We start from the raw sequence: 24,591 nt of genomic DNA, 5'->3' as shown, positions 1-24,591 counted from the left end.
GGTTCGAGATGGCGTTATTAAATGTAGATAAATTATCGGTGCATTTCGGCGACGAAAGCGCACCGTTCCGTGCCGTTGACCGCATAAGTTATAGCGTGGATCAGGGGCAGGTCGTCGGGATTGTCGGCGAGTCCGGCTCCGGCAAATCGGTCAGCTCGCTGGCAATTATGGGGCTTATTGACTTCCCGGGCCGCGTGATGCCTGAGAAGCTGGAGTTTAACGGCCGGGATCTGAAGCGCATTTCTGAGAAAGAGCGCCGCAACCTGGTCGGCGCCGAAGTGGCGATGATCTTCCAGGACCCGATGACCAGCCTGAACCCGTGTTACACCGTCGGCTTCCAGATTATGGAAGCGATTAAGGTGCATCAGGGCGGCAACAAGAAAACCCGTCGCCAGCGGGCAATCGACCTGCTGACCCAGGTAGGCATTCCCGATCCGGCTTCGCGCCTGGACGTTTACCCGCACCAGCTTTCCGGCGGTATGAGCCAGCGCGTAATGATTGCGATGGCAATTGCCTGCCGACCTAAACTACTGATTGCCGATGAGCCGACCACCGCACTCGACGTCACCATCCAGGCGCAAATCATCGAGCTGCTGCTGGAGCTTCAGCAGAAAGAGAACATGGCGCTGATCCTTATCACCCATGACCTCGCGCTGGTTGCCGAAGCGGCGCATAAAATCATCGTCATGTACGCGGGCCAGGTCGTTGAGGCCGGTTCATCGCACGATATCTTCCGTGCGCCGCGCCATCCTTATACCCAGGCGCTGCTGCGTGCGCTGCCGGAGTTTGCTCAGGACAAAGCGCGCCTTGCGTCGCTGCCGGGCGTAGTACCGGGCAAATACGACCGTCCGAACGGCTGCCTGCTTAACCCGCGCTGCCCGTACGCCACCGACAAATGTCGCAGCGAAGAGCCGGAGCTCACCATGCTGGCCGACGGGCGTCAGTCCAAATGCCACTACCCACTCGATGATGCCGGGAGGCCAACCCTATGAGTACCGAACAGGCCACCGCGCAACCGCTGTTGCAGGCCATCGACCTGAAAAAACACTACCCGGTGAAGAAGGGATTTTTTGCACCTGAACGCCTGGTCAAAGCGCTGGACGGCGTAACCTTTACCCTCGAGCGCGGCAAAACGCTGGCGGTCGTGGGCGAGTCCGGCTGCGGGAAATCCACCCTTGGCCGCCTGCTGACCATGATTGAAGTCCCGACCGGCGGTGAGCTGTACTACCAGGGGCAGGATCTGCTGAAACCAGACGCCTCGGCGGAAAAACTGCGCCGCCAGAAAATCCAGATAGTCTTCCAGAACCCTTATGGCTCGCTGAACCCGCGTAAAAAAGTGGGCCAGATTCTGGAAGAGCCGCTGCAAATCAACACCAGCCTGAGCAAAGCCCAGCGCCGTGAAAAAGCGCTGGAGATGATGGCAAAAGTCGGCCTGAAAACCGAACACTACGACCGTTATCCGCATATGTTCTCCGGCGGCCAGCGCCAGCGTATCGCCATCGCCCGCGGCCTGATGCTGGACCCGGACGTGGTAATTGCCGACGAACCGGTCTCCGCGCTGGACGTATCCGTGCGCGCTCAGGTTCTGAACCTGATGATGGATTTGCAGCAGGATTTGGGGCTGTCTTACGTATTTATCTCTCACGACCTGTCGGTAGTGGAGCACATTGCCGATGAAGTGATGGTGATGTACCTCGGCCGCTGCGTGGAGAAAGGCAGTAAAGAGCAGATTTTCTCCAACCCGCTGCACCCGTACACTCAGGCACTGCTGTCCGCCACGCCGCGTCTGAACCCGGACGAACGCCGCGAGCGCATCAAATTGACCGGCGAGTTGCCAAGCCCGCTGAACCCGCCGCCAGGCTGCGCCTTTAATGCCCGCTGCAGCCGTCGTTTTGGGCCATGCACCCAGCTCCAGCCGCAGCTTAAGGATTACGGCAACGGCCAGCTGGTCGCCTGTTTTGCCGTCGATCAGGACGTCAACGGGGAAATTCGCTAACCGTTTTTACCCTCTCCTGCAAAGGAGAGGGTATCTGCCCCTCCTCCCACGCCTCTCACACTTGTGCCTTCGGCGTGTACATTCCAGGTTGAGAAGTGGCTTCGCATGACTACCCTTTTTGCCTCAAAACACTGGCATTAAACCCAACCCCAATTTGCAGACAGCAGCATATTGCTACCGCGGCAATCTATAGGGGTTACGAAACACCCACTGTTGACACGCGCTCACACCTTGGTTATTCTTTGCGCAAATGGAGGCTGATGAAGAAGCATCCAAACAAAGAAATCCAAAGGCGGCGCCACTACCGCCTTTGTCAAGAAGGAGTCCATATGGAACTCTACAATTTCACGCTCACGGTATCCGGCATCACCCTCAATACACCGGGCCATGAAGATGCGCTTTTTGAGGCCGGTTGTGATGACGCCATGATTAGCTATTACGGCAACGCTATCTATCTTGAGTTCGACCGTGAAGCCCCCTCCCTCAAGAATGCAATTGCTACGGCTATCCGGGATATCGAAAGTGCAGGCATTGGGGCGAGAGTCGAGTCTGTTGATTCCACGCTGGTCGGGCTAAGCGACATAGCTGAGCTTTCTGCTTTATCTCGCCAGGCTATCACCATGCTGAAAGATGGCATCCGTGGGAAAGGGGATTTTCCAAACCCAATCCAACGGATTACCGGCCAGTCACCGCTCTGGGATTGGGCTGAGGTAGCCGAATGGCTTGAGAATTGCGGCAGAATCGCTAAAGACTCCGGCCTGGCCGCTAATGCAAAGGAACTCAATACCTGGAACCTTGCACTTCGCATACGTGCCTCGCGAGCAGAAGCGAAGGTTGCAGAGCACCTGCATATGCTTGAGCATACTGAAACCCAGTCATACCGTCAGGCCTAACCAGCAAAGCAAACCTCTCCGGAGCCATTAGGTATTGTTCCGCTGGCTCCGGGCGCAACGTACCTACTCTTTCGTTTTTCACGAACGATAATTGCCACGTGCCCCCAAAGAAAGTATTACCTGCCGACGAATCGAGCGCCGTAACTACCATTATTAATGCTAATAAAGAAATAAAAACCAGCATTTAAACCTGGGTAAACACTCCGAATTGAGGGGTGAATTTGATATTAATTAATGCTCTTTCACGCCAGATATGAATTTCTTCAAAAAAAGAAACAGAGTGCTCGTCAACGGCCGATATTTTGGCTTAATATCCGCGCTAATGGAGCCATCAATAATTATTCATAACAGAAGGCATCCACTCTCGATTAAACCCCAGCAAAAGGGTGAAAACGTTATAGGCTGTAATATAGACGGCGAATAATACCTCTCGCTAAGCGCCGCCCTGTAGCCGTGCGTGAGTTCATAAATAATTGTAAATCATGGATATATTTATGAAAAACTATGATGATTTGCAGCGTTTCAAGGAAAAGACACGCACAGGCGCCATTAATTTTAAGGACATGTCGGCGCAGACCCAGACCGCAGATAGCGGGCGCTGGGCGATTATTAAACAATTAAACCAGGTTCCGGGAGAGGAAAATGCCCTTTCCCACGCGGGCAGCGTGTCCGTTCCCGTTCCACAATCAGTTGCGGCGGATGCCTTCGATATTAGTCTGGCAAAACCTGCACCGGCCTCGCCGCAGATCCCTGCCGCCGGGCAAACCTCAATTCTCAATAGCGTAGCTTCCGCGGTTTCCTCCGCACAGGTACAACCTGCCCCTCAGCCGGTTCCTGAAGCGCCGGTTATCAAACCGCAACCAGCAGCATCTTCTCTGTTTGATCAGTTAACGCCTGCCCCGGTTGTCAACCCTCAGGCTTCCGCTGTGCCGCCCGCTGCGCGCCAGCAGGCCGAAGCCATTCCGTTTAATAAACTGTTTGCCGCCAAAACCGCGCCAGCCGCGACTCAGGCCGGTAAAGACCTGCCGCTACAACCCTTGCTGGAGATGATTGCCTCATGCCGTTAGTTTGTGTTTGCTCGCCAAAAGGCGGCGTGGGGAAAACCACCGTTACCGCAAACCTGGCCTGGGCGCTGGCGCGCGCTGGCAGCAAAGTGTTAGCCATTGATTTCGACGTGCAGAACGCGCTGCGCCTGCATTTTGGCGTCCCGCTTTCGGACGGACGTGGCTATGTGGCAAAAGCGGGAGAGTCCTCCGACTGGAGCCAGTCGGTGCTGACCGCGGGCGGTAATATCTTTGTGCTGCCGTATGGCGACGCCACCGAAGCCCAGCGCCTCGACTTCGAGCAACGCCTGGCCAACGATAGCCACTTTCTGCAACGCGGCCTCGGCACTCTGCTTAATTACCCGGGCCTGGTTATCATCGCGGATTTCCCTCCGGGGCCAAATCCGGCGCTGAAGGCAGTCTCCCGGCTTGCAGATTTACATCTCATCACCCTGCTCGCGGACACCGCCTCGCTGTCTCTGCTGCCGCAAATTGAAAACCACCGCCTGACCGGCGAGCCGCTTAATAACCGGCTGGGCCATTATTTCGTGGTTAACCAAAGCGACAGCCGCCGCCATATCAGCCGCGACGTCACGGCATTTATGCAGCAGCGGCTCGGCGACAGCCTGCTCGGGGTTATTAATCGGGATGAAAGCGTGGCGGAAGCCAATGCTTCGCAGCAATCGATATTCGATTTCAGCCCGGTTTCTGCGGCCGCATTCGATATTGAATTAATCAGTAAACGGGTTGCGGGCCTGCTGGGGATCCACGTTGGAGACGGCGCAGTTCATTCCGGTTTGAGAACATCAAACTTCTGAAATATTCAGGAAGTCCTATGAAAAAGGCTTTGTTTTATTTACTGCTGCTGGTGCTGGCACCGGTGGCGGTGTTGGTCATCATTACGCCTATGGACAGCCAGAAGCAGTATATTTTTGGCTTAATCAGCATCGGAGTATTGCTGTTATTAGGCCTGAGCAAAAAGCGCAGCGTTTCCATCATATTGATTATCGTGTCGGGCTTAATGTCCACGCGCTATATCTGGTTTCGCACCACCCAGACGCTACATTTTAATTCCGAAATCGAGGCAATTCTCGGCATCGGGCTTTATCTGGCGGAACTGTATATTTGGCTACTGCTGCTGCTAAGCCACCTCCAGACATTATTCCCGCTGAAGCGTGAAATTGTTCCCCTGCCGGACGACACTTCGCTTTGGCCAACCGTCGATGTCTATATTCCGACATATAACGAAAGCCTCGACGTCGTACGGGACACCGTGCTGGCCGCACAGTGTATTGATTATCCTCAGGATAAAATGAAGATTTACCTGCTGGATGACGGCAAGCGCAGCGAGTTTGCGGTATTCGCCGCCAACGTCGGCGTAGGTTACATTACGCGTAACGATAACTCGCACGCCAAGGCGGGCAACCTTAACCACGCCATGAAGCTGACCAGCGGCGAGTTAATTACCGTCTTCGACTGCGACCACGTCGCCACGCGTATCTTCCTGCAGGCAACCGTGGGTGCATTCCTGCAAGATCCTAAGCTTGCGCTGATCCAGACGCCGCACTACTTCTACTCGCCCGATCCGTTCGAGCGTAATCTCTCCGTAGGGCGCGATATCCCGAACGAAGGGGCGCTGTTCTATGGCCCAATCCAGCGCGGCAACGACTTCTGGAACGCGACCTTCTTCTGCGGCTCCTGCGCGGTTATCCGCCGCAGCGCGCTGGAAGAAATTGGCGGTTTTGCGGTTGAAACGGTGACCGAAGATGCTCACACCGCGCTGAAAATGCAGCGCCGGGGCTGGAAATCCGCATTCCTCGATATCCCGCTGGCGGCCGGGCTGGCGACCGAACGCCTGGTGCTGCACGTTATTCAGCGTACCCGCTGGGCGCGCGGGATGACGCAAATTTTCCGCACCGATAACCCTCTGTTTGGCCGCGGGCTGGCCTGGCAACAGCGGCTGTGCTACCTGAGCGCGATGCTTTACTACCAGTTTGCCCTGCCGCGTGTCGCCTTCCTTACCGCACCGCTGGCTTACCTGCTGTTTAACCTGAATATTATTCACTCCTCGGCCAGCATGCTGTTTGCCTATGCGCTGCCGCACCTGTTCCTCGCCATCTGGCTGAACTCGCGGCTCAACGGCCGCTATCGCTACAGCTTCTGGGGGGAAATCTACGACCTGGTGATGGCCTTCCACCTGATCCTGCCGACGGCGATAACCATGCTGTTCCCGAAGCGCGGCAAGTTCAACGTTACCGATAAGGGAGACCTGCTGGACGTCGGCTATTTCGATTTCCGCGTTGTGCGCCCTCATGTGATTGTCGCCGTTCTGCTTGCGATGGCGGTGATTGCCGGGATTGTGCGCGCCTGCGCCCACGACTACTTCGGCGTTGACCCCAAAGTTATCGCCCTCAACGTAGGCTGGGGTTTGTATAGCCTGATCTTCCTGCTGGCGGCCATCGCCGTCGCCAGAGAAACGCGGCAGACCCGCAAAACGATTCGCATCGAGGTCGATGTCCCGGTGGTTATCCACTACGCCAGCGGCATCTCTTCCCGCAGCCATACGCTCGACCTGTCGATGGGTGGCTGCCGCATCAAAGTACCGGATGAGCGCCACCTGACAGACGAAATTGAAGAGGTAGAGTTACAGCTTCATTCCGGTGCCATCAGCATTCCGGTGAAAGTAATTGCCTCGGACGAGTCCACTATTCGCCTGATGTTTGAAGAGATCCCTCTGGCCCGCCGCCGCGAGCTGGTACGCGTGGTGCTTGCCCGCGCCGACGCCTGGATCCAGCCGCCAAAACCGCAGGACAACCCGTTCCGCTCGCTGCTGACCATTATCCGCTGCGTGTTCGAGCTGTTCTGGCTGACCTGGAAAGATCGCCGCGCCGCTCGCCGGGCAAAGCATGAGCAACCCAACCGACTGGACGGTTCCGGTGAGGACAGCGCCCTATGAAAAGGATGACGAAAGTAGCAGCCGGGATCGTTCTGGCTCTGAGCGTGCTGGCGCTCCCCGCAGCGGCAGAAGAACCGGGCATGACTGAACAGCCAACCACGGTGGAGTCGATGCTGCCCGTCAGCCTGCCGCCGCCGGTTGAACAGACGCCGCAGCCGGTCCAGACGGCGATTAACCCCGGCACCGCGAGCAGCATTACCGTGGCGCAAATGGGCCAGCCGCGCGGCATCGTGCTTAGCGGCGGCCAGCTGCAAACGGGTATCGACTTTACGCTGCCTGCCGACCAGGTGATTACCAGCGCCCAGCTGACGCTGAACCTCAAAGTCTCCCCGGCGATGGCGGCACGTAACACGACCATGCAGCTGATGATGAACGGCCAGCCGCTCGGCAGCGTGCCGCTCGGTTCAGCCGACAGCAACGTCACCAGCTATCAGCTGGATATTCCGGCCGCGCTGGTGGTGTCCAGCAACAACATTAACCTCAAAATCAACGATGCCGACGCCCTGCTTTGCCAGCGCGACCTGAACGATAATTACCAGGTCACCATCATGCCGGACACGCGTCTCACTCTTGAAGGGCAGCAGTTGAATATCAGCTCCGATCTGAGCCACTTCCCGCGCCCGTTCTTTGACTCGATGCAGATGACGCCGACCACGCTGAGCTTCGCTTTCCCGGCGCAAACTCAGCCGGAGCAGGTAAGCGCCGCGGCGCTGGTGGCTTCGTGGCTTGGCATTGCCGCTGACTACCGCGGGATCTCTTTTGAAGCCCTCAACGACCGTCTGCCGGAGAAAAATGGCATTTTGTTCGGTAAACCCGGCGACACTATCGGCGGAATTACCTTACCGGCCAGCAGCGGGCCGCTGCTGAAGATGATCGATAACCCTGGGAACCCGGTTTACAAACTGCTGCTGGTGGTGGGTAACAACGAATCCCAGCTTCGCAGCGCGGCCTGGCGCCTGACTCGTGGGCAGTTTGAGCCGCAAACCGCCAGCCTGCCGGTAGAACCTCAGACTATCCCGCTCAGCGCCCCATACGACGCCCCGCGCTGGATACGAACCGATCGCCCGGTGCGCCTGAGCGAACTGCTGCGTAAAGATCAAAGCCTCACGGCTCCGGGCATCTGGCATGATGCGGTAAACCTCGCGTTCCGCGCGGCGCCGGATCTGTTCCTCTGGGACGGCGAAGCCATCCCGCTGAAGATTGGCTACCGCTTCCCGTCAGAAAGCTGGATCGACGAACAGCGCTCTCTGCTGTCGATGACCCTGAACGGTACTTTCCTGCACAACCTGCCGGTTAACAAACAGGGCGCGCTGGAAACGCTGTGGCATAAGATTGGCGGCGATGCACGCCAGGAAAACTACGATATGGCTCTGGAGCCGTATCTCATCTACGGCGATAACCAGCTGGCGCTCTATTTTAAAATCGTACCTAAGGAAGATGCGCCGTGCAGCGTGCTGCTGAATAACAACATCAAGAGCCGCATCGATGAAAACTCGTGGATTGACCTGAGCAAAACTCGCCACTTCACGCTGCTGCCAAACCTCTCTTACTTCGTCGGCGCTTCGTTCCCGTTCACCCGCTTTGCCGACTATTCGCAGACCGTTCTGCTGCTGCCGGAGCATCCGGGCGAAACCGAGATATCCACCCTGCTTGACCTGGCGGCACGCTCGGGTAACGCCACCGGCACAGCGCTGAACAATAACCGCGTGATGTTCGGCCTGCCGGAGGGCGGCGCTAACCTGCTGCATTTGTCTCAGAGCGACGTGCTGGCGGTTTCAACGATGGAGCAGAGCGCTTTTAACCGCACCCTGCTCGCCGGATCGCCGTTCGTCACCAATGAGCACTTATTTGGAGTCCGCCAGCCCACCAGTTGGGAAAAGGTGCAGCGCCTGTTGGCAGGCGACTGGAACTCCACGGGCGTTGAGGCAGACCGCTACTTCTCCTCTAATGAGGCCTGGCGCGGGTTTGTCAGCTTCCGCTCACGCTGGAACGCCTCGCGGGTTGTGGTGCTGGCTATCGGCAGCAATAACGACCAGCTTGCCCACCTGCACAGCGATTTGTCCTCTGCAAAAATTAACGCCAGCGTGCGCGGCGATGCCGCCATCATTACCGACGAGAACGGCGTTCGCAGCTTCCGGGTTGGGCCGCAGTTCCCGAGCGGAGAGCTGCCGTGGTACATGTTGATAGTTTGGTACGCCAACCAGCATTCTGCGCTGCTGGCGATTCTGGGCCTGCTGTTCGCCGCTATTGTCGGCGGCACCCTCTACCCGCTGCTGAAACGCCGGGCAAGAAGCCGCATTAACCCGCAGGCTGAAGAGAGTGAGCAAAGGGATAACAATAATGAAAAATAAAAAGACCCCCCGCCGCTGGCCAAGGATTTGCCTGTCCGGCGCGCTCGCGCTGGCGGCGGTAAATGCCCTGGCCGCGGACAATAATCCCGTCCTCAAGGCGCTTTTCGACCAGGCAAACTACTGGCACGAAAAATCCCATGATGAGCTGGCGATGGAAGCCCTGAAAAAAGTGCTGATGGTGGATGCCAACAACGCGCAGGCCTTATATCTGATGTCGCTCTGGGCGCAGCAGAGCGGAGATTTGAAATCCGCCACTCAGTGGCGCAGCCGCCTCTCGGCAGTATCGCCGCAGGACCCGAACCTTCAGGCGCTGGATAACGCGAAGCAGGTTCAGCAGATCCCACGCGGTCAGCTTGAGCTGGCTCGCCAGCAGGCCCGAAGCGGGAATATCAGCGCGGCGCTCGCCACCTGGCAAACGCTGTTCACCGGCGACCAGCCGCCGTCCGGGCTGGCACCTGAATATTATCTGACGATGGCCGGGGATAAATCACTTTATCCCCAGGCGGTTAGCGGGCTACAGCAGTTTATTGCTCAGCATCCGCAGGATAACGGCGCGCGCATTGCGCTCGGCAAGATCCTGACCTTCCGGGAGCCGACCCGCCGGGACGGCATCGGCATGCTCCAGGATATGGCGAGCGGCAACCCGGACGCGGATAAATCATTGCGTCAGGCGCTGCTGTGGCTGGGGCCGACCGCCGGAGACGAACAGTATTATCAGACCTGGATCCAGCGCCATCCGGATGATAAAGAAGTGCAAAATCATTACCGGAACGCCATCGGCGGCGTGGCTAAAGGTGCGGGTTTTGCCGATCTTAATAGCGGCAATACCGACGCGGCGCGCGGCCAGTTTGAACAGGTGCTTCAGGCCAATCCTCAGGATGCCGATGCGCTGGCGGGGATGGGCTACATCGCGCAGCGGCGCGGCGACTATGCGGCGGCCGCGCAATATCTTAATCGAGCAGCAAGCCTCGGTGGCGACCAGTCTGCCGAGCGTAAACAGCAGGCGGATGACGCGGCGTTTTACGGCCAGCTGGCGGGTGCTCAGGCGGCCTACAAACAGGGCAACGTTAGCCAGGCTCTGGCGCTCAGCGCCCCTTTGGCGGACGCCAGCGGCGAGCGCGGCACGGCGGTAAAACTGTTCCGCGCCGACGTTTTACGCCACAACAAAGACTACCCGCAGGCGGAGCAGACGCTGCGCAGCCTGCTAGAAGCACAGCCGAACAACGGCCCGGCTCGGGAAAACCTCTACTACGTGCTGCGTGATGCAGGCAAAACTGCCGAGGCTCAGGCGGTGCTGCAAACGCTGCCCGCTTCGCTCCAGGCCAAACTCCAGCCACGCACGGGCGGAGGCAACCCGGCCGATCCGATTCGCCGCCAGGCCCAGCAGGCGGCGGCCGGAGGCAACGTCCAGCAGGCGATAGCGATTCTGCGCCAGGGGATGAGCCGCCTGCCGTCCGACCCGTGGCTGCGCCTCGACCTTGCCCGGCTGCTGCAAAAACAGGGCAACAGCGCCGAAGCGGCAGACCTGATGCAGCCCGCTTTCCGCCCCGGAGCCAGCAACACTGAAATCTACGCGGCGGCGCTGTTCGCGAGCGAAAGCAATGCGTGGCCGCAGGCGCAAAACCTGCTGTCACGTATACCGGCCTCTGCCCGCAACGGCGAGATGCGCGAACTCGGCCAACGCGTGAACTACAACCTGCAAATGGGCGTAGCAGAGCGCTATCTGGCTCAGGGGGATAACGTTGCGGCAGCTAACACCTTAAAAGCGCTCAGCGTTAATCCTCCGCAAAGCCCGGCGGACGCCGGTAAGCTGGCACGTATGCTGGCGCAGAGCGGCGATATGAGCGGTGCTGTTGCGCTGGTGCGTAATAACATGCGCCGTGGCGTGCAGGGCAATGCCGGTGATTATGCCGACCAGATAACCGTCCTGAACCAGGCGGGACTGGACAGCGAAGCGCAGGCGTTCCTTGCGAACCCGGAGCTGCAATCCCACAGCACCACCGCCCAGCTGGCAGGTATTCGCAACGGCTATGTGATAAACGAAGCCGATCGGCTGCGAGCCCAGGGCAATTATGCTGCCGCCTACGACAAGCTCATCCGCGCCCTGCAAAGCGACCCGCAGAATACCGACCTGATGTTCGCGATGGCGAGGCTTTACCAGTCCGGCAAAATGAACAAAGAAGCGGGCGTAGTTTATGACTATCTGATGACCCGCGACACGCCGGACCAGGATGCCCGTGCGGGTGCTATCGACATCGCGCTGGCGGGCAATGACGTAGACAAAGCCCAACAGCTTACCGCCGGGTTGCACAACACCAATACGCCTGAGCGCCTGATACTGCTGGCACGAGTGGCCGAAGCGCAGGGCAACCACCAGCAGGCCATGAGCTACCTGCGTACCGCGCGCGGCAGGTTAACGGGTATTCAGGGCAGCGACAGCGGCGTGACTCCAACCATCGGCGGGCTGGCTCTGGCGGACAACCCGTTCATCAGTACCAGCTCCGGCGGCAGCCAAAGCGGCAACGTTTATGGCCAGGCTTCGATGCCGTGGCAGGTTAACGAGCTGGCGCGTAACCCGCAGGCCGCGCCGCCGGGAACCACACGCCAGGACTTACCGGTAGAAAACGCCAATGCGGGCATGCTGCGCCAGGTCAACAGCATGATGGAGCAGCTAACCGATAAAACCGCCACCTGGGCGCTGGGTTCGGTAGCGATGCGAAGCCGAGACGGTGAAAACGGTCTTAGCAAGATGACCGAGATAAAAGCCCCGCTCCAGTGGTCTACGGTGCCGTTTGGCGATTCGCGCTTCGACATCAACATTACGCCAATTACCTTAAATGCAGGCAGTTCTTCGGACCAGGCCAGCACGCGTTTTGGCACCGGGGCGCTGATTCAGGGCCTGGTGTCCGAAACGCTGCCCGAACAGCCGCCGGCGGTGCTGCCAATCGTACCGTCCCAGGGCGCACAGAGCGCTTCTGGCGTAGAGCTCGGTATGGCGCTCACCGGGAATCAGTACAAACTCGACGTTGGCTCAACGCCGCTTGGGCAGGATCTGAATACTCTGGTCGGCGGCGTACAATGGTCGCCGCAGCTCACCGACTACCTCAAACTTATCCTTACCGGCGAAAGGCGTGCGGTAGTGGACAGCCTGCTCTCTTATGTCGGCGCGAAGGATAAATACAGCGGTGAAAAATGGGGGCAGGTAACCAAAAACGGCGGTAACGCGCAGCTGAGCTACGACAACGGCGATGCCGGTTTCTACGCGGGCGTTGGGCTGTATAGCTATATCGGCACCAATGTCCCGAGCAACCAAAGCGTTAATGGGTCGGCCGGGGTTTATCTGCGCCCGTATCACTTTGACGACCGGGAGCTGAAAACCGGCGTCAGCATGAGCTATATGGACTTCTCCAAAAACCTTAGCTACTTCAGCTATGGCCAGGGCGGCTACTTCAGCCCGCAGAACTACATTAGCGTGTCGTTCCCGGTGGATTACACCCAGAAATACGACAACTGGAAAATGTCCGTTGGCGCTTCAATCGGCTACCAGGCCTACAGCCAGGATCCGAGCGCATACTTCCCTAACAACCCGGGCCTACAGGGCCAGTTGGAGGACTATGTTGCGCGCGGCATGGCAAAAGAAGCGTTCTATAGCGGCGGCAGCGAAAACGGCCTCGGCTATACTTTGCGCGCCTCAGCCGACTATAACGTGAATAAAGACATGACCATTGGTGGCCGGGTTGGCTACGACACCTTTGGCAACTATAACGAAAGTACCGCTCAGCTTTACCTGCGCTACCTGCTTGGGGATCATTAATCATGCAAGAAAAGCAGCTTTTACACTATTTTCAGACCCAGCAAACGCAGCCAGGCTGGTTCGATCTGCTGAATATTATGCTTGAAGGGATGGTCAGCAATGCGGGCTACCACGACAGCCGTCCGTTCCTGAATCAAATGGGCGAAACTCTGGCCGAGCGCTACCCGCTGCCGCTCGCGGCAACCGTAGGTGAACTTGAGCAGCAAATTAATGCCCAGCTGGCTCGCTTTAACTGGGGCTATATCGAGATTGAAGCCAACGAAAAAATGCTGATTATCCACCACCAGGCGCTGCCCGTGACCAACGAACAGCACCGGCAGCAAAGCTGGAGCCAGGCGTTTAGCGCGGTGCTGGAAGGGCTGTACGCCCGCTGGCTTATCGCTCAGGGCGGCCAGCCGCATGTTTCGCTGTGGCAGGAGCCGTCTCATAACGCTTCGGCGGTCACCTTCAGATATCAAACCAGGGCATAAACGGAGAGACGTAATGGTTAACCGCCTGATAACGCTGTTATTGACCGGAATGGTATGGCTGATGGCGAGCCTGCCGGCTAAAGCCGCCGCCGAGTGGGACAGCTATAAATCCCGCTTTCTGATGGCCGACGGCAGAATTATTGATACCGGCAATAACAATGTCAGCCACACCGAAGGCCAGGGATTCGCCATGATGATGGCGGTATCGAACAACGACCGCGCCAGTTTCGACAAAATCTGGAACTGGACCAACGCCACGCTGCGTAACCCAAAGAACGGCCTGTTTTACTGGCGCTATAACCCGGTAGAGGCTGACCCAATAGCGGATAAAAACAACGCGACCGACGGGGATACTTTTATCGCCTGGGCTCTGCTGAAGGCCGGGCAAAAGTGGCACGATAGCGGTTACCTGAAAGAGTCCGATGCCATCGCGAAAGCGCTGGTCACCCATAACGTCATTCAGTTTGCCGACAAGCGCGTGATGCTGCCGGGCGTAAACGGGTTTAACCTCAATAGTTCCGTCACGCTCAATCCGTCCTATTTTATCTTCCCGGCCTGGCAGGACTTCGCCCAACGCAGCCATTTAGTGGTGTGGAAAGAACTGATTACCGACGGCAAAACGCTGCTCGACAAAATGCGCTGGGGCAACAGCCAGCTGCCAACAGACTGGGTTTCGCTGGCCGCCGACGGCAAGCTAACGCCGGATGCCAACCACCCGCCGCGCTTTAGCTACGACGCAATACGCGTTCCGCTCTATCTCGCCTGGCAGGATCCTGCAAGCCCGGAACTGGCTCCTTTTAAAAGCTTCTGGAGCCGCTACCCGCGCGCGCAAACGCCGGCCTGGATAAACGTCGCCAATAACCAGACAGCGCCTTATATGATGACCGGAGGCCTGCTGGCAGTCAGAGATTTGGCGCTTGGCGACACCAGCCAGCCGCCGCATATCATCCCGCAGGATGACTATTACTCGGCCAGCCTGAAAATGCTGGTATTGCTGGCAAAACAGTAGGTTTTTCATGGCACGGGCCGCGCACTGCGTGGAACGTTTTGCCCTAAGCCCCGGGCGAAACTAACACCAGCCGGTGAAGACGGGAGGTATCAACGGTTTTTTCTGCCTGTGCCAGGCTAAAAGCGTTCTGAATTTTCATCCAGACATCGGGCGAACTGCCGATCACGATGGAAAGCTTGAATGCCATTTCAGGCGTTAATGCCGCCTTTCCGGTAAGCAGGCGGCTGGCGGTTGAAGGGGCGATATCCATTGCCCGGGAGAAATCTCGCAGGCTCACGTTAAGCGCTTCAAGCGACTCCTGAATAATCAGCCCTGGGTGCGGCGGGTTTGCCATTTTCATCAGTGATAGTCCTCATAATCCAGTATCCAGGCATCGCCTTTCCAAAACTCAAAGGTTAACCGCCAGTTACCTGAAACATTAACTGCCCAAATGGACTCCCGCTCCCCCTGCAGGGCGTGCAAACGATAGCCCGGTAAGTCGATGTCGCTAATGTGGCTTGCAGCATCGATAATAGCCAACCTCGCCCGGAGCCTGTTGATATGCTCAAAACGGACGCCGCGGGCCTGGCTTTTCATAAATAAATCCCGCAGTCCTTTATGCCTGAAGCTTCTTATCATCCTGATAGTGTTCCGTTAGGAGGAACATTACGGCGTTGTTCCCTGATGCGCAACAATAAAGTCGCGCATCTGTGAATAGTGAGCAGAAAGAATATGAGGATATAAAGCAGCCGGAAAGTGGCCGTGGGCAAAGCAGGAATCCGTCTCGCAGAAACCCGTTTTTATTATTTTAAGCGCTCAATATGCTCAGCATAATCCTCTGGCGTAGCCTTACCCTTCGAAAAAAATATGTTACTCTCCGCTGAGTTACCTCTCTGGAGACGGACATGAACGGCAAGGCTGCACGCCCCACGATAAGCGACGTCGCAAAAGCGGCGAAGACCGGTAAAACCAGCGTTTCGCGCTATCTTAACGGCGAGCAGAACGTGCTGTCCGACGACCTGCGCGGGCGCATTGAACGCGCCATTGCTGACCTCGATTACCGCCCAAACCAGATGGCACGGGGCCTGAAGCGGGGCAGAACCCGCCTGATTGGCCTGATCATCGCCGACATCACCAACCCTTATTCCGTTGACGTCCTCAGCGGTATAGAAGCCGCCTGCCGCGAGAAAGGCTTTACCCCGCTGGTCTGTAACACCAACAATGAAGTGGACCAGGAACTGCATTACCTCGATTTACTGCGCAGTTACCAGGTTGAGGGCATCGTGGTTAACGCAGTTGGCATGCGTGAAGAGGGGCTAAACCGGCTCCAGCAGTCCGCGCTGCCGATGGTGCTTATCGACCGTAAGATCCCGGATTTTGCCTGCGATGTGGTCGGGCTGGATAATATTCAGGCCGCCACCACCGCCACCGAGCATCTCGTCGAGCAGGGCTTCGAAGCGATTCTGTTTCTCAGCGAACCGCTGGGCATGGTTAATACTCGCCGCGAGCGTTTGCGCGCATTTCGCAGCACGATTGAGCGTTATCCCGGCATCGTTGCTGAAAATGCCGAAACACCGCTTCATGAAACCGACCTGCTGGATAACACGCTGCGCCAGTTCCATACCCGCCATCGCGGCATGCGAAAAGCGGTTATCTCCGCCAACGGCGCGCTGACGCTGCAAGTTGCCCGCTCCCTGCGCCGCATTGGCCTGCACTGGGGCAGCGATATCGGCCTGCTGGGGTTTGACGAACTGGAGTGGGCCGAGCTTGCGGGCGTGGGCATTACCACCCTGAAGCAGCCAACCTGGCAAATTGGCTATGCCGCGCTGGAGCAGGTGGTAAGGCGTATTGAAGGCGCGGACGAAACGGTGCGCGAACAGCTTTTCTCCGGCGAGCTTATCGTGCGCGGCTCCACCTCCCGCTAAATTTTATCTTCGTGATGCCGCTCAAAAATTAGCAGCAGTCCGCTTTTCTTTGGAACCGGTTCCATCTAGCGTAATAACTATATTATTTAGCCGTTATCGCTATGGGGCCTTCCATGCCGCGCAAAATTATCGTTGTTACCGCCGCCTACGGCCACGACCGCATTTCCGCCCTCGGCGGCCAGCAGGCCTTATTGCCGATTATCGCTGAAGCCGGTGCGGACGGCGTCGAAATCCGCCGTGAACTGTTTACGCCCTCCCAGCTGGATTTCCTCTCCGGAATAGCCGGAGAGATGACCCAGCTAGGCCTGGAGGCCTGTTATTCCGCACCTGAACCGCTGTTTGTCGGCGACGGCAGCCTCAACCCGCTGATCCCCTCTCTGCTACAGGAAGCCCACCAGCTAAACGCGGCCTGGCTAAAGCTCTCGCTCGGCCAGTTCAACAACGCGCGCTCGTTTGGCACCCTGAAGCAGTGGCTAAGCGACAGCCCGGTCGCCCTGGTGGTCGAAAACGACCAGACCTCCTGCGGAAAACTGGCGCCAATGCAGCGCTTCCAGGCCGCCATCAAGGTGCACAACCTGCCGGTTACGCTCACTTTTGATATGGCGAACTGGCTGTGGGTGGATGACTCCCCGCAGCAGGCCGCCCGCGCCCTTGCGCCTTCGGTGAGCTATATCCACGTCAAAACGGCTGTTGCCCACCACAACCATTATCGCGCCGTGCCGCCGGACGAGTCCGGATCAGACTGGAAAGGAATGCTGAATATGCTGCCGGCGGATGCGCCACGCGGGATCGAGTTTCCGCTGGAAGGGCGAGATTTGGTCGCCGTTACCCGCCGCTACGTCAACCTGTTACGCGAGGAATAGAGATGAAACAGCTGGATGTCGTCACCATTGGCGAAGCCATGGCGATGTTTGTCGCAACCGAAACCGGAGATCTTGCCGCGGCGGAGCACTTTGTAAAACGTGCAGCCGGTGCCGAACTTAACGTTGCAACCGGCCTGGCGCGCCTCGGCCTGAACGTGGGCTGGGTAAGCCGCGTAGGCAACGACTCATTTGGCCGCTACGTGTTACGGCAGCTGGCAAAAGAGAACATCGACGGCCAGGGTGTCAGCGTTGATGAGCGCTACCGCACCGGCTTTCAGCTCAAATCTAAAGTCGAAGATGGAACCGATCCCATCGTGGAATATTTCCGCAAAGACTCGGCGGCAAGCCACCTGTCGATAGCCGATTTTGACGAAAAGTATTTTTTCTCCGCGCGCCATCTGCATCTCAGCGGCGTAGCGGCTGCGCTGTCACCAACGTCGCTTGAATTATTGAATCATGCAGCCAAAAGCATGAAACAGCAGGGGAAAACAATTTCCTTTGACCCAAACCTGCGCCCGGTGCTGTGGAACAGCGAGGCAGAAATGGTGAAACAGCTGAACCAACTGGCATTCCAGGCCGACTGGGTGCTGCCGGGGCTGAAAGAAGGCGTCATCCTCACCGGCCAGACGACGCCGGAAGGGATTGCCGATTTTTATCTGCATCATGGGGTAAAAACTGTGGTGCTAAAAACCGGCGCGGACGGCGCCTGGTATAAAACCGCCAGCGGCGAGCAAGGTGCCGTGGCGGCGGTAAAAGTGGATAACGTAGTGGACACCGTGGGCGCCGGAGACGGCTTTGCGGTCGGGGTAATTAGCGCCCTGCTGGAAGGGAAACCTTTGCATCAGGCCGTAAGCCGGGGCAATAAAATCGGCTCGCTGGCGATACAGGTCATCGGTGATAGCGAAGGGTTACCTACCCGTAGCGCACTGGGCGAATAAATCATCCGACCTCGCCTGTACCCTACAAACAAGGCGATGCGGCTAACCTCAACATAGAGGCCTTATTATGAAAAACCAGACAATCGCGCCAAGGCGCTGGTGGTACATCATGCCTATCGTGTTTATCACGTATAGCCTGGCATACCTCGACCGCGCTAATTTCAGCTTCGCTTCCGCCGCCGGAATCAACGACGACCTCGGTATCACCAAAGGGATCTCTTCCCTGCTGGGTGCCCTGTTCTTCCTCGGCTATTTCTTCTTCCAGATCCCCGGCGCGATGTACGCCGAGCGCCGCAGCGTGCGCAAACTTATCTTCGTCTGCCTGATTTTATGGGGCGGCTGCGCGTCATTAACCGGCATGGTCAGCAACATCCCGATGCTGGCGGCCATTCGTTTCGTTCTCGGCGTCGTTGAGGCGGCGGTCATGCCAGCGATGCTGATTTATATCAGCAACTGGTTTACTAAATCCGAACGCTCCCGCGCGAACACCTTCCTGATCCTCGGTAATCCGGTCACCGTGCTGTGGATGTCGGTGGTTTCCGGTTATCTGATTCAGGCCTTCGGCTGGCGCGAAATGTTTATCTTCGAAGGTATTCCGGCTGTCATCTGGGCGTTTGCCTGGTGGGTGCTGGTAAAAGATAAACCGGCCCAGGTGGGCTGGCTGTCCGAAGATGAAAAATCCGCATTGCAGGCGCAGTTGCTGAAAGAGCAAGAAGGCATCAAGGCGGTGCGTAACTACGGTGAAGCATTCCGTTCACGTAACGTTGTTATCCTGTGCATGCAGTATTTTGCCTGGAGTATTGGCGTGTACGGCTTTGTGCTGTGGTTGCCGTCAATCATCCGCAGCGGCAGCGCAGGAATGGGGATGGTGGAAGTAGGCTGGCTCTCTTCCGTGCCTTATCTGGCGGCCACTATCGCGATGATTGCCGTCTCCTGGGCGTCCGACAAAATGCAAAACCGCAAGCTGTTCGTCTGGCCGCTACTGCTGATTGGCGCCCTGGCGTTCCTCGGTTCCTGGCTGGTTGGCGCTAACCATTTCTGGGCCTCCTACACGCTGCTGGTGATTGCCGGTGCTGCCATGTACGCCCCTTATGGCCCGTTCTTCGCCATTATCCCGGAGATGCTGCCGAGAAATGTCGCTGGGGGCGCGATGGCGCTGATCAACAGCATGGGCGCATTGGGCTCCTTCGTCGGATCCTGGTTTGTCGGCTACCTGAACGGCGCAACCGGCAGCCCGGCGGCATCCTATGTCTTTATGGGGCTGGCGCTGCTGGCCTCGGTATGGCTTACTTTGATTGTTAAGCCTGCTAAGCAACAACAAATCCCGGAGGGCGCTCACCGCGCCTGACCCCGCACCGGGTGGCGTTTGCCGCCCGGTTTGCGTTTACCCGAAAAACGGAGAATCTCATGAAGCCGTCCGTCATCCTCTACAAAACGCTGCCTGATAACCTGCTGTCCCGTCTTGAAAGTCACTTTACCGTCACCCAGTTTGACGACATCAGCCCGGAAACCGTAAAGGCGAATGCCGACGTGTTCGCCAATGCCGAAGGTATCCTGGGTTCCGGCGGCAAAGTCGACGGCGCGTTTCTGGCGAGTACGCCAAAGCTACGGGTGGCTTCCACCGTTTCCGTCGGCTATGACAACTTCAATGTTGATGCCCTGAACGAACGCGGCGTAGTGCTGATGCACACCCCAACCGTGCTGACGGAAACCGTTGCCGACACGGCAATGGCGCTCATTCTCTCCAGCGCCCGCCGCGTAGTCGAAGTGGCCGAACGCGTGAAGAACGGCGAGTGGCAAAGCAGCATCGGCGCTGACTGGTTCGGTATCGACGTGCACCATAAAACGCTCGGCATTTTGGGTATGGGGCGCATTGGACTGGCGCTGGCGCAGCGCGCTCACTTCGGCTTCAGCATGCCGATTCTGTATAACGCCCGCCGCCATCACAAAGAAGCCGAGGAGCGTTTTAATGCCCGCTACTGCGACCTCGATACCCTGCTGGCGGAGTCTGATTTTGTCTGTATTCTGCTGCCGCTAAGCGACGAAACCCGTCACCTGATCGGCGCGGAGCAAATTGCAAAAATGAAATCTTCGGCAGTGCTGATAAACGTCGGGCGCGGCCCGGTAGTGGATGAGAAGGCGCTGATTCAGGCACTACAGGAAGGTAAAATTCACGCCGCCGGGCTGGACGTATTCGAGCAGGAACCGCTGGCCGTGGACTCGCCGCTGCTGAGCCTGCCGAACGTGGTCGCCCTGCCGCACATCGGCTCCGCAACCCATGAAACCCGCTATGGCATGGCGGAGTGCGCGGTAGAGAACCTGATTACCGCGTTAACCGGCAAGATTGAGGTGAACTGCGTGAATCCTCAGGTACTGAAGTAATCTGGTTAATAGAGTGGGTTACGCACAAGCTAACCCACCACTAATAAATCACACTGTGTCTATATAATGCGGCCTCGAAGTCTTCCTTCATGCTGGCGTAAAGCAAGATATTGACTGATGCAGGATCGCCGTCATCATAGAAACAGCGATAATCATTTTCAGTATCCAGCCATTCCCGAATTCTTATCCCTTTATCAGCCAGAATGCCATTAAAGCGATATCGGGTAGGATCTTGCGATATTGCCGCTACTGCACGCATAAGCAGAGAGTCGATTAGCTTTGCGGCCTCGGCATGGACGATAAACTGCGCCTTGAAAAACTCCAGATCCTGAAGGCTGATAACCGCAGTCCCCGCAAACTCGACTGGCTTATTCATCCCTGATTGCCCTTATTTTCTGGCTGACCGCAGTTTTGCTAATGCGTCTTCAGGAGAAAAGGTCTCGCCCGCCACAACATCCTGTTTTGCTTTCATAATAAGCTTCAGCAACGCATTACTCTGACGCTCCCTGGCCCGCTCTGCTTCTTCAAGCTGGCGCTCGGCAACTGTTTGCACAAATAACTCTGCAACACCATTTTTGGTCACGTAGACGCCCCCCTCAAACAGCTCTGGGTTGCTCAATCCTTCGCGGGCGGTTTTTTGCGACATGGTATTTGGCATGATTGTACCCTCAGCTTAAATAGACATGGTGATTTTATGAGCAATCAGGGGCGGGATCCAATTTATACTAAATTTACTCACGGATGCAGATATTAACGCCATAAAAAAGGTGGAGCAGCCGCGAGGCTCTCCACCTTTTTTTACTGCAAAATCAGCTTACTGCATTGCGCTCTGCGCGGCAGTCCAGGCCTGAGTAAATGCCTGATGCTGCGCGGCCAGCGGGGCAATCAGCGAGTTGTACTGGCTGGCCTGCTGAGAGGTCGGGAACTGGATACCGCCGTTGGCAAAGCCCACCTGATTATTCTGCTGAGCGATAAAATCGCCCACCTGCACCAGCTGCTGGGTCAGGGTCTGGGCCGCCGGGATCAGCGGAGCCATCGCGTTAGCCGGACCGGTTACCACTTTCTGGTACACCTGATAGTAAACGGTTTTCAGGTCATCCGGCTGTTTCAGCGCCGCAAGCGCGCCATCGGCCTGCATTTTTGCATTCTGAACCTGCTGGCCTAATACGTTCAGCGAGCCGTTAGCCTGGCGCAGCGCGTCGCGCTGGGTCATATAATCCTGTGGAGCTCGGATGCTGTTGACGCTGTCCACAACCGGCTTCATGCCTTCGTCCATTGCCTGGCTTACCTGCTGAGAGAAGCCGTACAGAATGGCGTAATCTGATACCAGCGGGCCAAACTGTTTTTTCTGATCGGACGTCAGCGTCGGCAGGCGATCGCCGCTACGCATAGCCGTGTTTTGCAGAAAATCGATGAACGCCTTGCGCTGGTCGCCTTCTTTATCGAAGCAACCGCTGAGGCTCACCACCATTAACAACGCCGCCAGCGGCGCAAACCAGCGAGACCAGGACTTACCTGTCGCCATCATTTCTACTCCTATTACCAATGCACTACCTGGCAAATTGCCACCCAATAACGATGCTAAGAATAGTCCAAGCGCCCCTCGCAAGATACCCTTTCACGATAATCTCTTATGCCTGCCGCGTTCATCAGCCGGACGGCTAAAAAGGCCGCGGCGGTTGGCAGCCCTGCCCGCCGGTCTTAGCTTGCTAACTATTTGCATAACTATTTACAGTTTTATACTAACCCAGCGCTCTGAGAGCGTTTTCAAGCGCTTACTTAGCCTGAGCATTCAGCTGAAACGCATAAGCTTTTTCTAAAGCACGATTGGTTCAGGGCAAGGCGATACGCAGGCGTCAAAGCAGACTACAGTTAATAAGCTTCTTAGCGTTCACGTTCTCGCTGTGTGATTTATGAGGAGTTCTCAATGGAATATAAAGATCCAATGATTGAGCTGCTTAGTAGCCTTGAGCAGATTGTTTTTAAAGATAAACAGGCCCTTAGCCTGAGTCAGAAATCCAACGCCTTCTCCGAATTTGAGCAACTGCGCAAAAGCACCGGACTAAAAATTGATGATTTTGCTCAGGCGATGGGCGTTAGCGTTTCCATGGTGCAGGAATGGGAGTCGCGACGACTAAAACCGTCAAGCACCGAGCTGAAACTGATGCGCCTGATTCAGGCGAATCCGGCACTCAGCAAGCAGTTAATGAGTTAGAAAAAACCCCGCTGCGATGCGGGGTTTGTCATTTCTGAGTCTAAGCCTTAGAAAGTTTCCCAGTTTGCATCCGCACCCGCAGTTTGCGGTTTTAAGGCTGCCGGTTGAGGCCGTAGTTTTTCGCCAACCGGCTCGGCCCGGCGTCCCCCGCCCTGTAGCTGGAACACAGCCACCGCCAGACGCAGTTCGCTGGCCTGATCTTCAAGCGCCGCCGCCGCTGAAGCGGACTCTTCCACCAGGGAGGCATTTTGCTGGGTCACGCTGTCCATCTCGGAAACCGCCTGCGCCACCTGCTCAATGCCCTTGCTTTGCTCATCGGAAGCCGAAGCAATTTCACCCATGATGTCGGTTACGCGGGTCACCGCGGCGACTATCTCTTTCATAGTCGCGCCCGCCTCCCGCACCTGGCTTGAGCCGGTATCAATGCGTGAAACAGAGTTTTCAATCAGCACTTTAATCTCTTTTGCCGCCTGGGCGCTGCGGCTCGCCAGGGTTCTCACCTCGCCTGCTACTACGGCAAAACCACGCCCCTGCTCGCCCGCCCGCGCGGCTTCTACCGCGGCGTTTAGCGCCAGGATATTGGTCTGGAAGGCGATGCTGTCGATGACGCTGGTGATATCCACAATCTTGCCGGAGCTTTCGGCAATCTCGTTCATGGTGCTGACCACGCTTTCCACCACGCGCCCGCCTTTCTGCGCGGTTTCCGAGGCATTTTTCGCAAGGCCCGTTGCCTGGCGGGCGTTGTCGGTGTTTTGCTTCACGGTGGCGGTGAGCTGTTCCATGCTGGCCGCCGTCTCTTCAAGCGCCGCAGCCTGCTGCTCGGTACGGGAGGAGAGATCGCTACTGCCCGCTGAGATTTCGCTCGCGCCTGTGTAGATGGAGTCGGCATTGTCGCGCACCGAGCTTACGGTCTTAATCAGCGACTGCTGCATCGTCTTCAGCCCGGCCGAGAGGCGGCTCATTTCGCTGCGCCCTTCGGCTTCGATATTGCGCGTTAAATCCCCTTCTGAAATAGCCTGGATATGCCCCATAACGGTTTTTAAAGGCCACAGCAGCACGCGCTGCAACCCCAGCCAGATTATCACCAGCGCCGCAATCACGATCAGCAGAATAGCGCCAAGCGTCCACAGCATGCTGGTAAAACTACTTTGGTTCTGCTCGCTGGCCGCCTTCAACAGATGGGTATTTTGCGTCAGCCACTGGCCGTAAACCGCCTTGAAGTCGTCCTGAGCCTGCTGCGCATCCAGGTTGCCGTAGGCCTGGTAGTTATCGGCCTTCAGGAACTCAATGGACTGCAACAACACGTCATGCATCTGCTTAAAGCTGGCAGCGGCTTTATCGTCGATGGCTTTTTCCTGGCCGGGAACATCGTCAGAGTCCATGTAATTGGAAAACTGCTTCTGCGACTCGCCCAGCAAAACTCCGGCATTCGCCAGCAGCTTATTCATCGCCTCCAGCGCGGCGGGATCGCGCTGATTTTTTAGCACCCGAATGGCCACGCGGTTGATAGTAACGCGAGCCTCAACCAGCGTCAGGAAGCTGCCGCCCAGCTGTTCCTGCTGGTAATTCAGCAGCCCGGTTTTTTGGAAGTTAAGACGATCGCCGCTGACCGAGGAGTAAAAGAGCGCTCCGGTCAGCAGCAGCAGCGCGCTGAAGATCCCAAGCGTGGTAACGATTCCGGTGATGACTTTGACATTTTTCATGGGGCCGAACATTCCTGAGGTGGTAGGCGATATTAGATATATCGGTTCGGCGCG

At 57.2% G+C, this 24,591-nt stretch carries 22 protein-coding genes; 16 read left to right on the top strand and 6 right to left on the bottom strand.

All coding sequences use genetic code 11. The features are described 5' to 3' along the window. The first annotated feature begins 8 nt into the window (after nt 1–8). The 10 genes from dppD to ACG1VR_RS23330 all read left to right on the top strand — a co-directional run bounded on the left by dppD (nt 9) and on the right by ACG1VR_RS23330 (nt 14,532). Nucleotides 9–992 (top strand): dipeptide ABC transporter ATP-binding protein, encoded by a 984-nt coding sequence (dppD, locus tag ACG1VR_RS23375; protein ID WP_016538750.1) that lies wholly within the window; start codon nt 9–11, stop codon nt 990–992. Next, nucleotides 989–1,996, top strand: a complete 1,008-nt coding sequence (gene dppF / locus ACG1VR_RS23370; protein ID WP_016538751.1) for a dipeptide ABC transporter ATP-binding subunit DppF — start codon at nt 989–991, stop codon at nt 1,994–1,996. The genes dppD and dppF overlap by 4 nt, the downstream gene beginning before the upstream one ends. A gap of 329 nt (nt 1,997–2,325) precedes the next feature. Beyond that, on the top strand, nt 2,326–2,889 hold the full coding sequence (locus ACG1VR_RS23365; RefSeq protein ID WP_395489886.1) for a DNA-binding protein: 564 nt from the start codon (nt 2,326–2,328) through the stop codon (nt 2,887–2,889). 494 nt (nt 2,890–3,383) lie between these two features. Then, nucleotides 3,384–3,956, top strand: coding sequence for a cellulose biosynthesis protein BcsO (gene bcsO, locus ACG1VR_RS23360; RefSeq protein WP_395489885.1), 573 nt, complete (start codon nt 3,384–3,386; stop codon nt 3,954–3,956). Continuing rightward, nucleotides 3,947–4,750 carry a cellulose biosynthesis protein BcsQ gene (gene bcsQ / locus ACG1VR_RS23355; RefSeq protein ID WP_016538754.1) on the top strand — a complete coding sequence of 268 codons (804 nt, stop codon included), beginning with the start codon at nt 3,947–3,949 and terminating at the stop codon, nt 4,748–4,750. The genes bcsO and bcsQ overlap by 10 nt, the downstream gene beginning before the upstream one ends. A 17-nt stretch (nt 4,751–4,767) precedes the next feature. Next, on the top strand, nt 4,768–6,888 hold the full coding sequence (gene bcsA / locus ACG1VR_RS23350) for a UDP-forming cellulose synthase catalytic subunit (RefSeq protein ID WP_172568742.1): 2,121 nt from the start codon (nt 4,768–4,770) through the stop codon (nt 6,886–6,888). Then, nucleotides 6,885–9,239 carry a cellulose biosynthesis cyclic di-GMP-binding regulatory protein BcsB gene (bcsB, locus tag ACG1VR_RS23345; protein WP_395489884.1) on the top strand — a complete coding sequence of 785 codons (2,355 nt, stop codon included), beginning with the start codon at nt 6,885–6,887 and terminating at the stop codon, nt 9,237–9,239. The genes bcsA and bcsB overlap by 4 nt, the downstream gene beginning before the upstream one ends. Further along, nucleotides 9,229–13,053 (top strand): cellulose synthase subunit BcsC-related outer membrane protein, encoded by a 3,825-nt coding sequence (locus ACG1VR_RS23340; RefSeq protein ID WP_395489883.1) that lies wholly within the window; start codon nt 9,229–9,231, stop codon nt 13,051–13,053. The genes bcsB and ACG1VR_RS23340 overlap by 11 nt, the downstream gene beginning before the upstream one ends. Before the next feature lie 2 nt (nt 13,054–13,055). After that, nucleotides 13,056–13,523 carry a cellulose biosynthesis protein BcsD gene (gene bcsD / locus ACG1VR_RS23335; protein ID WP_395489882.1) on the top strand — a complete coding sequence of 156 codons (468 nt, stop codon included), beginning with the start codon at nt 13,056–13,058 and terminating at the stop codon, nt 13,521–13,523. Between the two features lie 13 nt (nt 13,524–13,536). Then, a complete protein-coding gene (locus ACG1VR_RS23330) occupies nt 13,537–14,532 on the top strand; it encodes a glycosyl hydrolase family 8 (protein WP_395489881.1) in 996 nt (331 codons plus the stop codon). 43 nt (nt 14,533–14,575) lie between these two features. On the opposite strand, the gene ACG1VR_RS23325 is transcribed toward ACG1VR_RS23330, so the two are convergent. Both ACG1VR_RS23325 and ACG1VR_RS23320 read right to left on the bottom strand, forming a co-directional pair. After that, complete coding sequence (locus tag ACG1VR_RS23325) at nt 14,576–14,872, bottom strand: HigA family addiction module antitoxin (RefSeq protein WP_016538760.1); 297 nt, start codon at nt 14,870–14,872, stop codon at nt 14,576–14,578. Further along, nucleotides 14,872–15,150: a type II toxin-antitoxin system RelE/ParE family toxin gene (locus ACG1VR_RS23320; RefSeq protein WP_172568737.1), complete on the bottom strand. Its 279-nt coding sequence runs from the start codon at nt 15,148–15,150 to the stop codon at nt 14,872–14,874. The genes ACG1VR_RS23325 and ACG1VR_RS23320 overlap by 1 nt, the downstream gene beginning before the upstream one ends. Before the next feature lie 266 nt (nt 15,151–15,416). On the opposite strand from ACG1VR_RS23320, the gene ACG1VR_RS23315 reads away from it, so the two are divergent. The 5 genes from ACG1VR_RS23315 (at nt 15,417) to ghrB (ending at nt 20,619) form a co-directional block, all read left to right on the top strand. Continuing rightward, the gene (locus ACG1VR_RS23315) at nt 15,417–16,436 is read left to right on the top strand and encodes a LacI family DNA-binding transcriptional regulator (protein WP_395489880.1); all 1,020 of its coding nucleotides are present in this window, start codon (nt 15,417–15,419) and stop codon (nt 16,434–16,436) included. 113 nt (nt 16,437–16,549) lie between these two features. Then, nucleotides 16,550–17,299 carry a sugar phosphate isomerase/epimerase family protein gene (locus tag ACG1VR_RS23310; RefSeq protein WP_395489879.1) on the top strand — a complete coding sequence of 250 codons (750 nt, stop codon included), beginning with the start codon at nt 16,550–16,552 and terminating at the stop codon, nt 17,297–17,299. A 2-nt stretch (nt 17,300–17,301) separates the two neighbouring features. Next, nucleotides 17,302–18,237 carry a sugar kinase gene (locus ACG1VR_RS23305; RefSeq protein ID WP_395489878.1) on the top strand — a complete coding sequence of 312 codons (936 nt, stop codon included), beginning with the start codon at nt 17,302–17,304 and terminating at the stop codon, nt 18,235–18,237. 67 nt (nt 18,238–18,304) lie between these two features. Further along, nucleotides 18,305–19,585 (top strand): MFS transporter, encoded by a 1,281-nt coding sequence (locus ACG1VR_RS23300; protein ID WP_395489877.1) that lies wholly within the window; start codon nt 18,305–18,307, stop codon nt 19,583–19,585. Nucleotides 19,586–19,644: 59 nt separating this feature from the next. Further along, on the top strand, nt 19,645–20,619 hold the full coding sequence (gene ghrB, locus ACG1VR_RS23295; protein ID WP_172568733.1) for a glyoxylate/hydroxypyruvate reductase GhrB: 975 nt from the start codon (nt 19,645–19,647) through the stop codon (nt 20,617–20,619). Nucleotides 20,620–20,659: 40 nt separating this feature from the next. Here the strand turns inward: ghrB and ACG1VR_RS23290 are convergent, their stop codons facing one another. The 3 genes from ACG1VR_RS23290 to ACG1VR_RS23280 all read right to left on the bottom strand — a co-directional run bounded on the left by ACG1VR_RS23290 (nt 20,660) and on the right by ACG1VR_RS23280 (nt 22,144). Continuing rightward, entirely contained in the window at nt 20,660–20,995 is a 336-nt protein-coding gene (locus ACG1VR_RS23290; protein WP_172568732.1) for a hypothetical protein, read from the bottom strand. A gap of 12 nt (nt 20,996–21,007) precedes the next feature. Then, complete coding sequence (locus ACG1VR_RS23285; protein ID WP_039898961.1) at nt 21,008–21,277, bottom strand: hypothetical protein; 270 nt, start codon at nt 21,275–21,277, stop codon at nt 21,008–21,010. Nucleotides 21,278–21,433: 156 nt separating this feature from the next. After that, nucleotides 21,434–22,144 carry a DUF3053 domain-containing protein gene (locus ACG1VR_RS23280; protein WP_039899476.1) on the bottom strand — a complete coding sequence of 237 codons (711 nt, stop codon included), beginning with the start codon at nt 22,142–22,144 and terminating at the stop codon, nt 21,434–21,436. A gap of 402 nt (nt 22,145–22,546) precedes the next feature. On the opposite strand from ACG1VR_RS23280, the gene ACG1VR_RS23275 reads away from it, so the two are divergent. Then, complete coding sequence (locus tag ACG1VR_RS23275) at nt 22,547–22,834, top strand: HTH-type transcriptional regulator (RefSeq protein WP_016538770.1); 288 nt, start codon at nt 22,547–22,549, stop codon at nt 22,832–22,834. A gap of 47 nt (nt 22,835–22,881) precedes the next feature. Here the strand turns inward: ACG1VR_RS23275 and ACG1VR_RS23270 are convergent, their stop codons facing one another. Beyond that, complete coding sequence (locus tag ACG1VR_RS23270; protein WP_172568730.1) at nt 22,882–24,537, bottom strand: methyl-accepting chemotaxis protein; 1,656 nt, start codon at nt 24,535–24,537, stop codon at nt 22,882–22,884. Nucleotides 24,538–24,591 lie beyond the last annotated feature (54 nt).

Source organism: Cedecea davisae, from assembly GCF_044095835.1.
In the GTDB taxonomy this organism is placed as follows: domain Bacteria; phylum Pseudomonadota; class Gammaproteobacteria; order Enterobacterales; family Enterobacteriaceae; genus Cedecea; species Cedecea davisae.
Note: the sequence above shows the minus strand (reverse complement) of the source record. Positions and strands in the feature narration are given on the sequence as shown.

Excerpts from the sequence above, each read along its gene's own strand:
- ACG1VR_RS23300 (WP_395489877.1), top strand. The coding sequence starts at position 18,305 with ATGAAAAACCAGACAATCGCGCCAAGGCGCTGGTGGTACATCATGCCT.
- ACG1VR_RS23275 (WP_016538770.1), top strand. The coding sequence starts at position 22,547 with ATGGAATATAAAGATCCAATGATTGAGCTGCTTAGTAGCCTTGAGCAG.
- ACG1VR_RS23305 (WP_395489878.1), top strand. The coding sequence starts at position 17,302 with ATGAAACAGCTGGATGTCGTCACCATTGGCGAAGCCATGGCGATGTTT.
- bcsQ (WP_016538754.1), top strand. The coding sequence starts at position 3,947 with ATGCCGTTAGTTTGTGTTTGCTCGCCAAAAGGCGGCGTGGGGAAAACC.
- ACG1VR_RS23320 (WP_172568737.1), bottom strand. The coding sequence starts at position 15,150 with ATGATAAGAAGCTTCAGGCATAAAGGACTGCGGGATTTATTTATGAAA.
- ACG1VR_RS23285 (WP_039898961.1), bottom strand. The coding sequence starts at position 21,277 with ATGCCAAATACCATGTCGCAAAAAACCGCCCGCGAAGGATTGAGCAAC.
- ghrB (WP_172568733.1), top strand. The coding sequence starts at position 19,645 with ATGAAGCCGTCCGTCATCCTCTACAAAACGCTGCCTGATAACCTGCTG.
- bcsD (WP_395489882.1), top strand. The coding sequence starts at position 13,056 with ATGCAAGAAAAGCAGCTTTTACACTATTTTCAGACCCAGCAAACGCAG.
- ACG1VR_RS23280 (WP_039899476.1), bottom strand. The coding sequence starts at position 22,144 with ATGGCGACAGGTAAGTCCTGGTCTCGCTGGTTTGCGCCGCTGGCGGCG.
- dppF (WP_016538751.1), top strand. The coding sequence starts at position 989 with ATGAGTACCGAACAGGCCACCGCGCAACCGCTGTTGCAGGCCATCGAC.
- ACG1VR_RS23315 (WP_395489880.1), top strand. The coding sequence starts at position 15,417 with ATGAACGGCAAGGCTGCACGCCCCACGATAAGCGACGTCGCAAAAGCG.
- ACG1VR_RS23365 (WP_395489886.1), top strand. The coding sequence starts at position 2,326 with ATGGAACTCTACAATTTCACGCTCACGGTATCCGGCATCACCCTCAAT.
- ACG1VR_RS23325 (WP_016538760.1), bottom strand. The coding sequence starts at position 14,872 with ATGAAAATGGCAAACCCGCCGCACCCAGGGCTGATTATTCAGGAGTCG.
- bcsO (WP_395489885.1), top strand. The coding sequence starts at position 3,384 with ATGAAAAACTATGATGATTTGCAGCGTTTCAAGGAAAAGACACGCACA.
- ACG1VR_RS23290 (WP_172568732.1), bottom strand. The coding sequence starts at position 20,995 with ATGAATAAGCCAGTCGAGTTTGCGGGGACTGCGGTTATCAGCCTTCAG.
- ACG1VR_RS23340 (WP_395489883.1), top strand. The coding sequence starts at position 9,229 with ATGAAAAATAAAAAGACCCCCCGCCGCTGGCCAAGGATTTGCCTGTCC.
- bcsB (WP_395489884.1), top strand. The coding sequence starts at position 6,885 with ATGAAAAGGATGACGAAAGTAGCAGCCGGGATCGTTCTGGCTCTGAGC.
- ACG1VR_RS23310 (WP_395489879.1), top strand. The coding sequence starts at position 16,550 with ATGCCGCGCAAAATTATCGTTGTTACCGCCGCCTACGGCCACGACCGC.
- bcsA (WP_172568742.1), top strand. The coding sequence starts at position 4,768 with ATGAAAAAGGCTTTGTTTTATTTACTGCTGCTGGTGCTGGCACCGGTG.
- dppD (WP_016538750.1), top strand. The coding sequence starts at position 9 with ATGGCGTTATTAAATGTAGATAAATTATCGGTGCATTTCGGCGACGAA.
- ACG1VR_RS23330 (WP_395489881.1), top strand. The coding sequence starts at position 13,537 with ATGGTTAACCGCCTGATAACGCTGTTATTGACCGGAATGGTATGGCTG.
- ACG1VR_RS23270 (WP_172568730.1), bottom strand. The coding sequence starts at position 24,537 with ATGAAAAATGTCAAAGTCATCACCGGAATCGTTACCACGCTTGGGATC.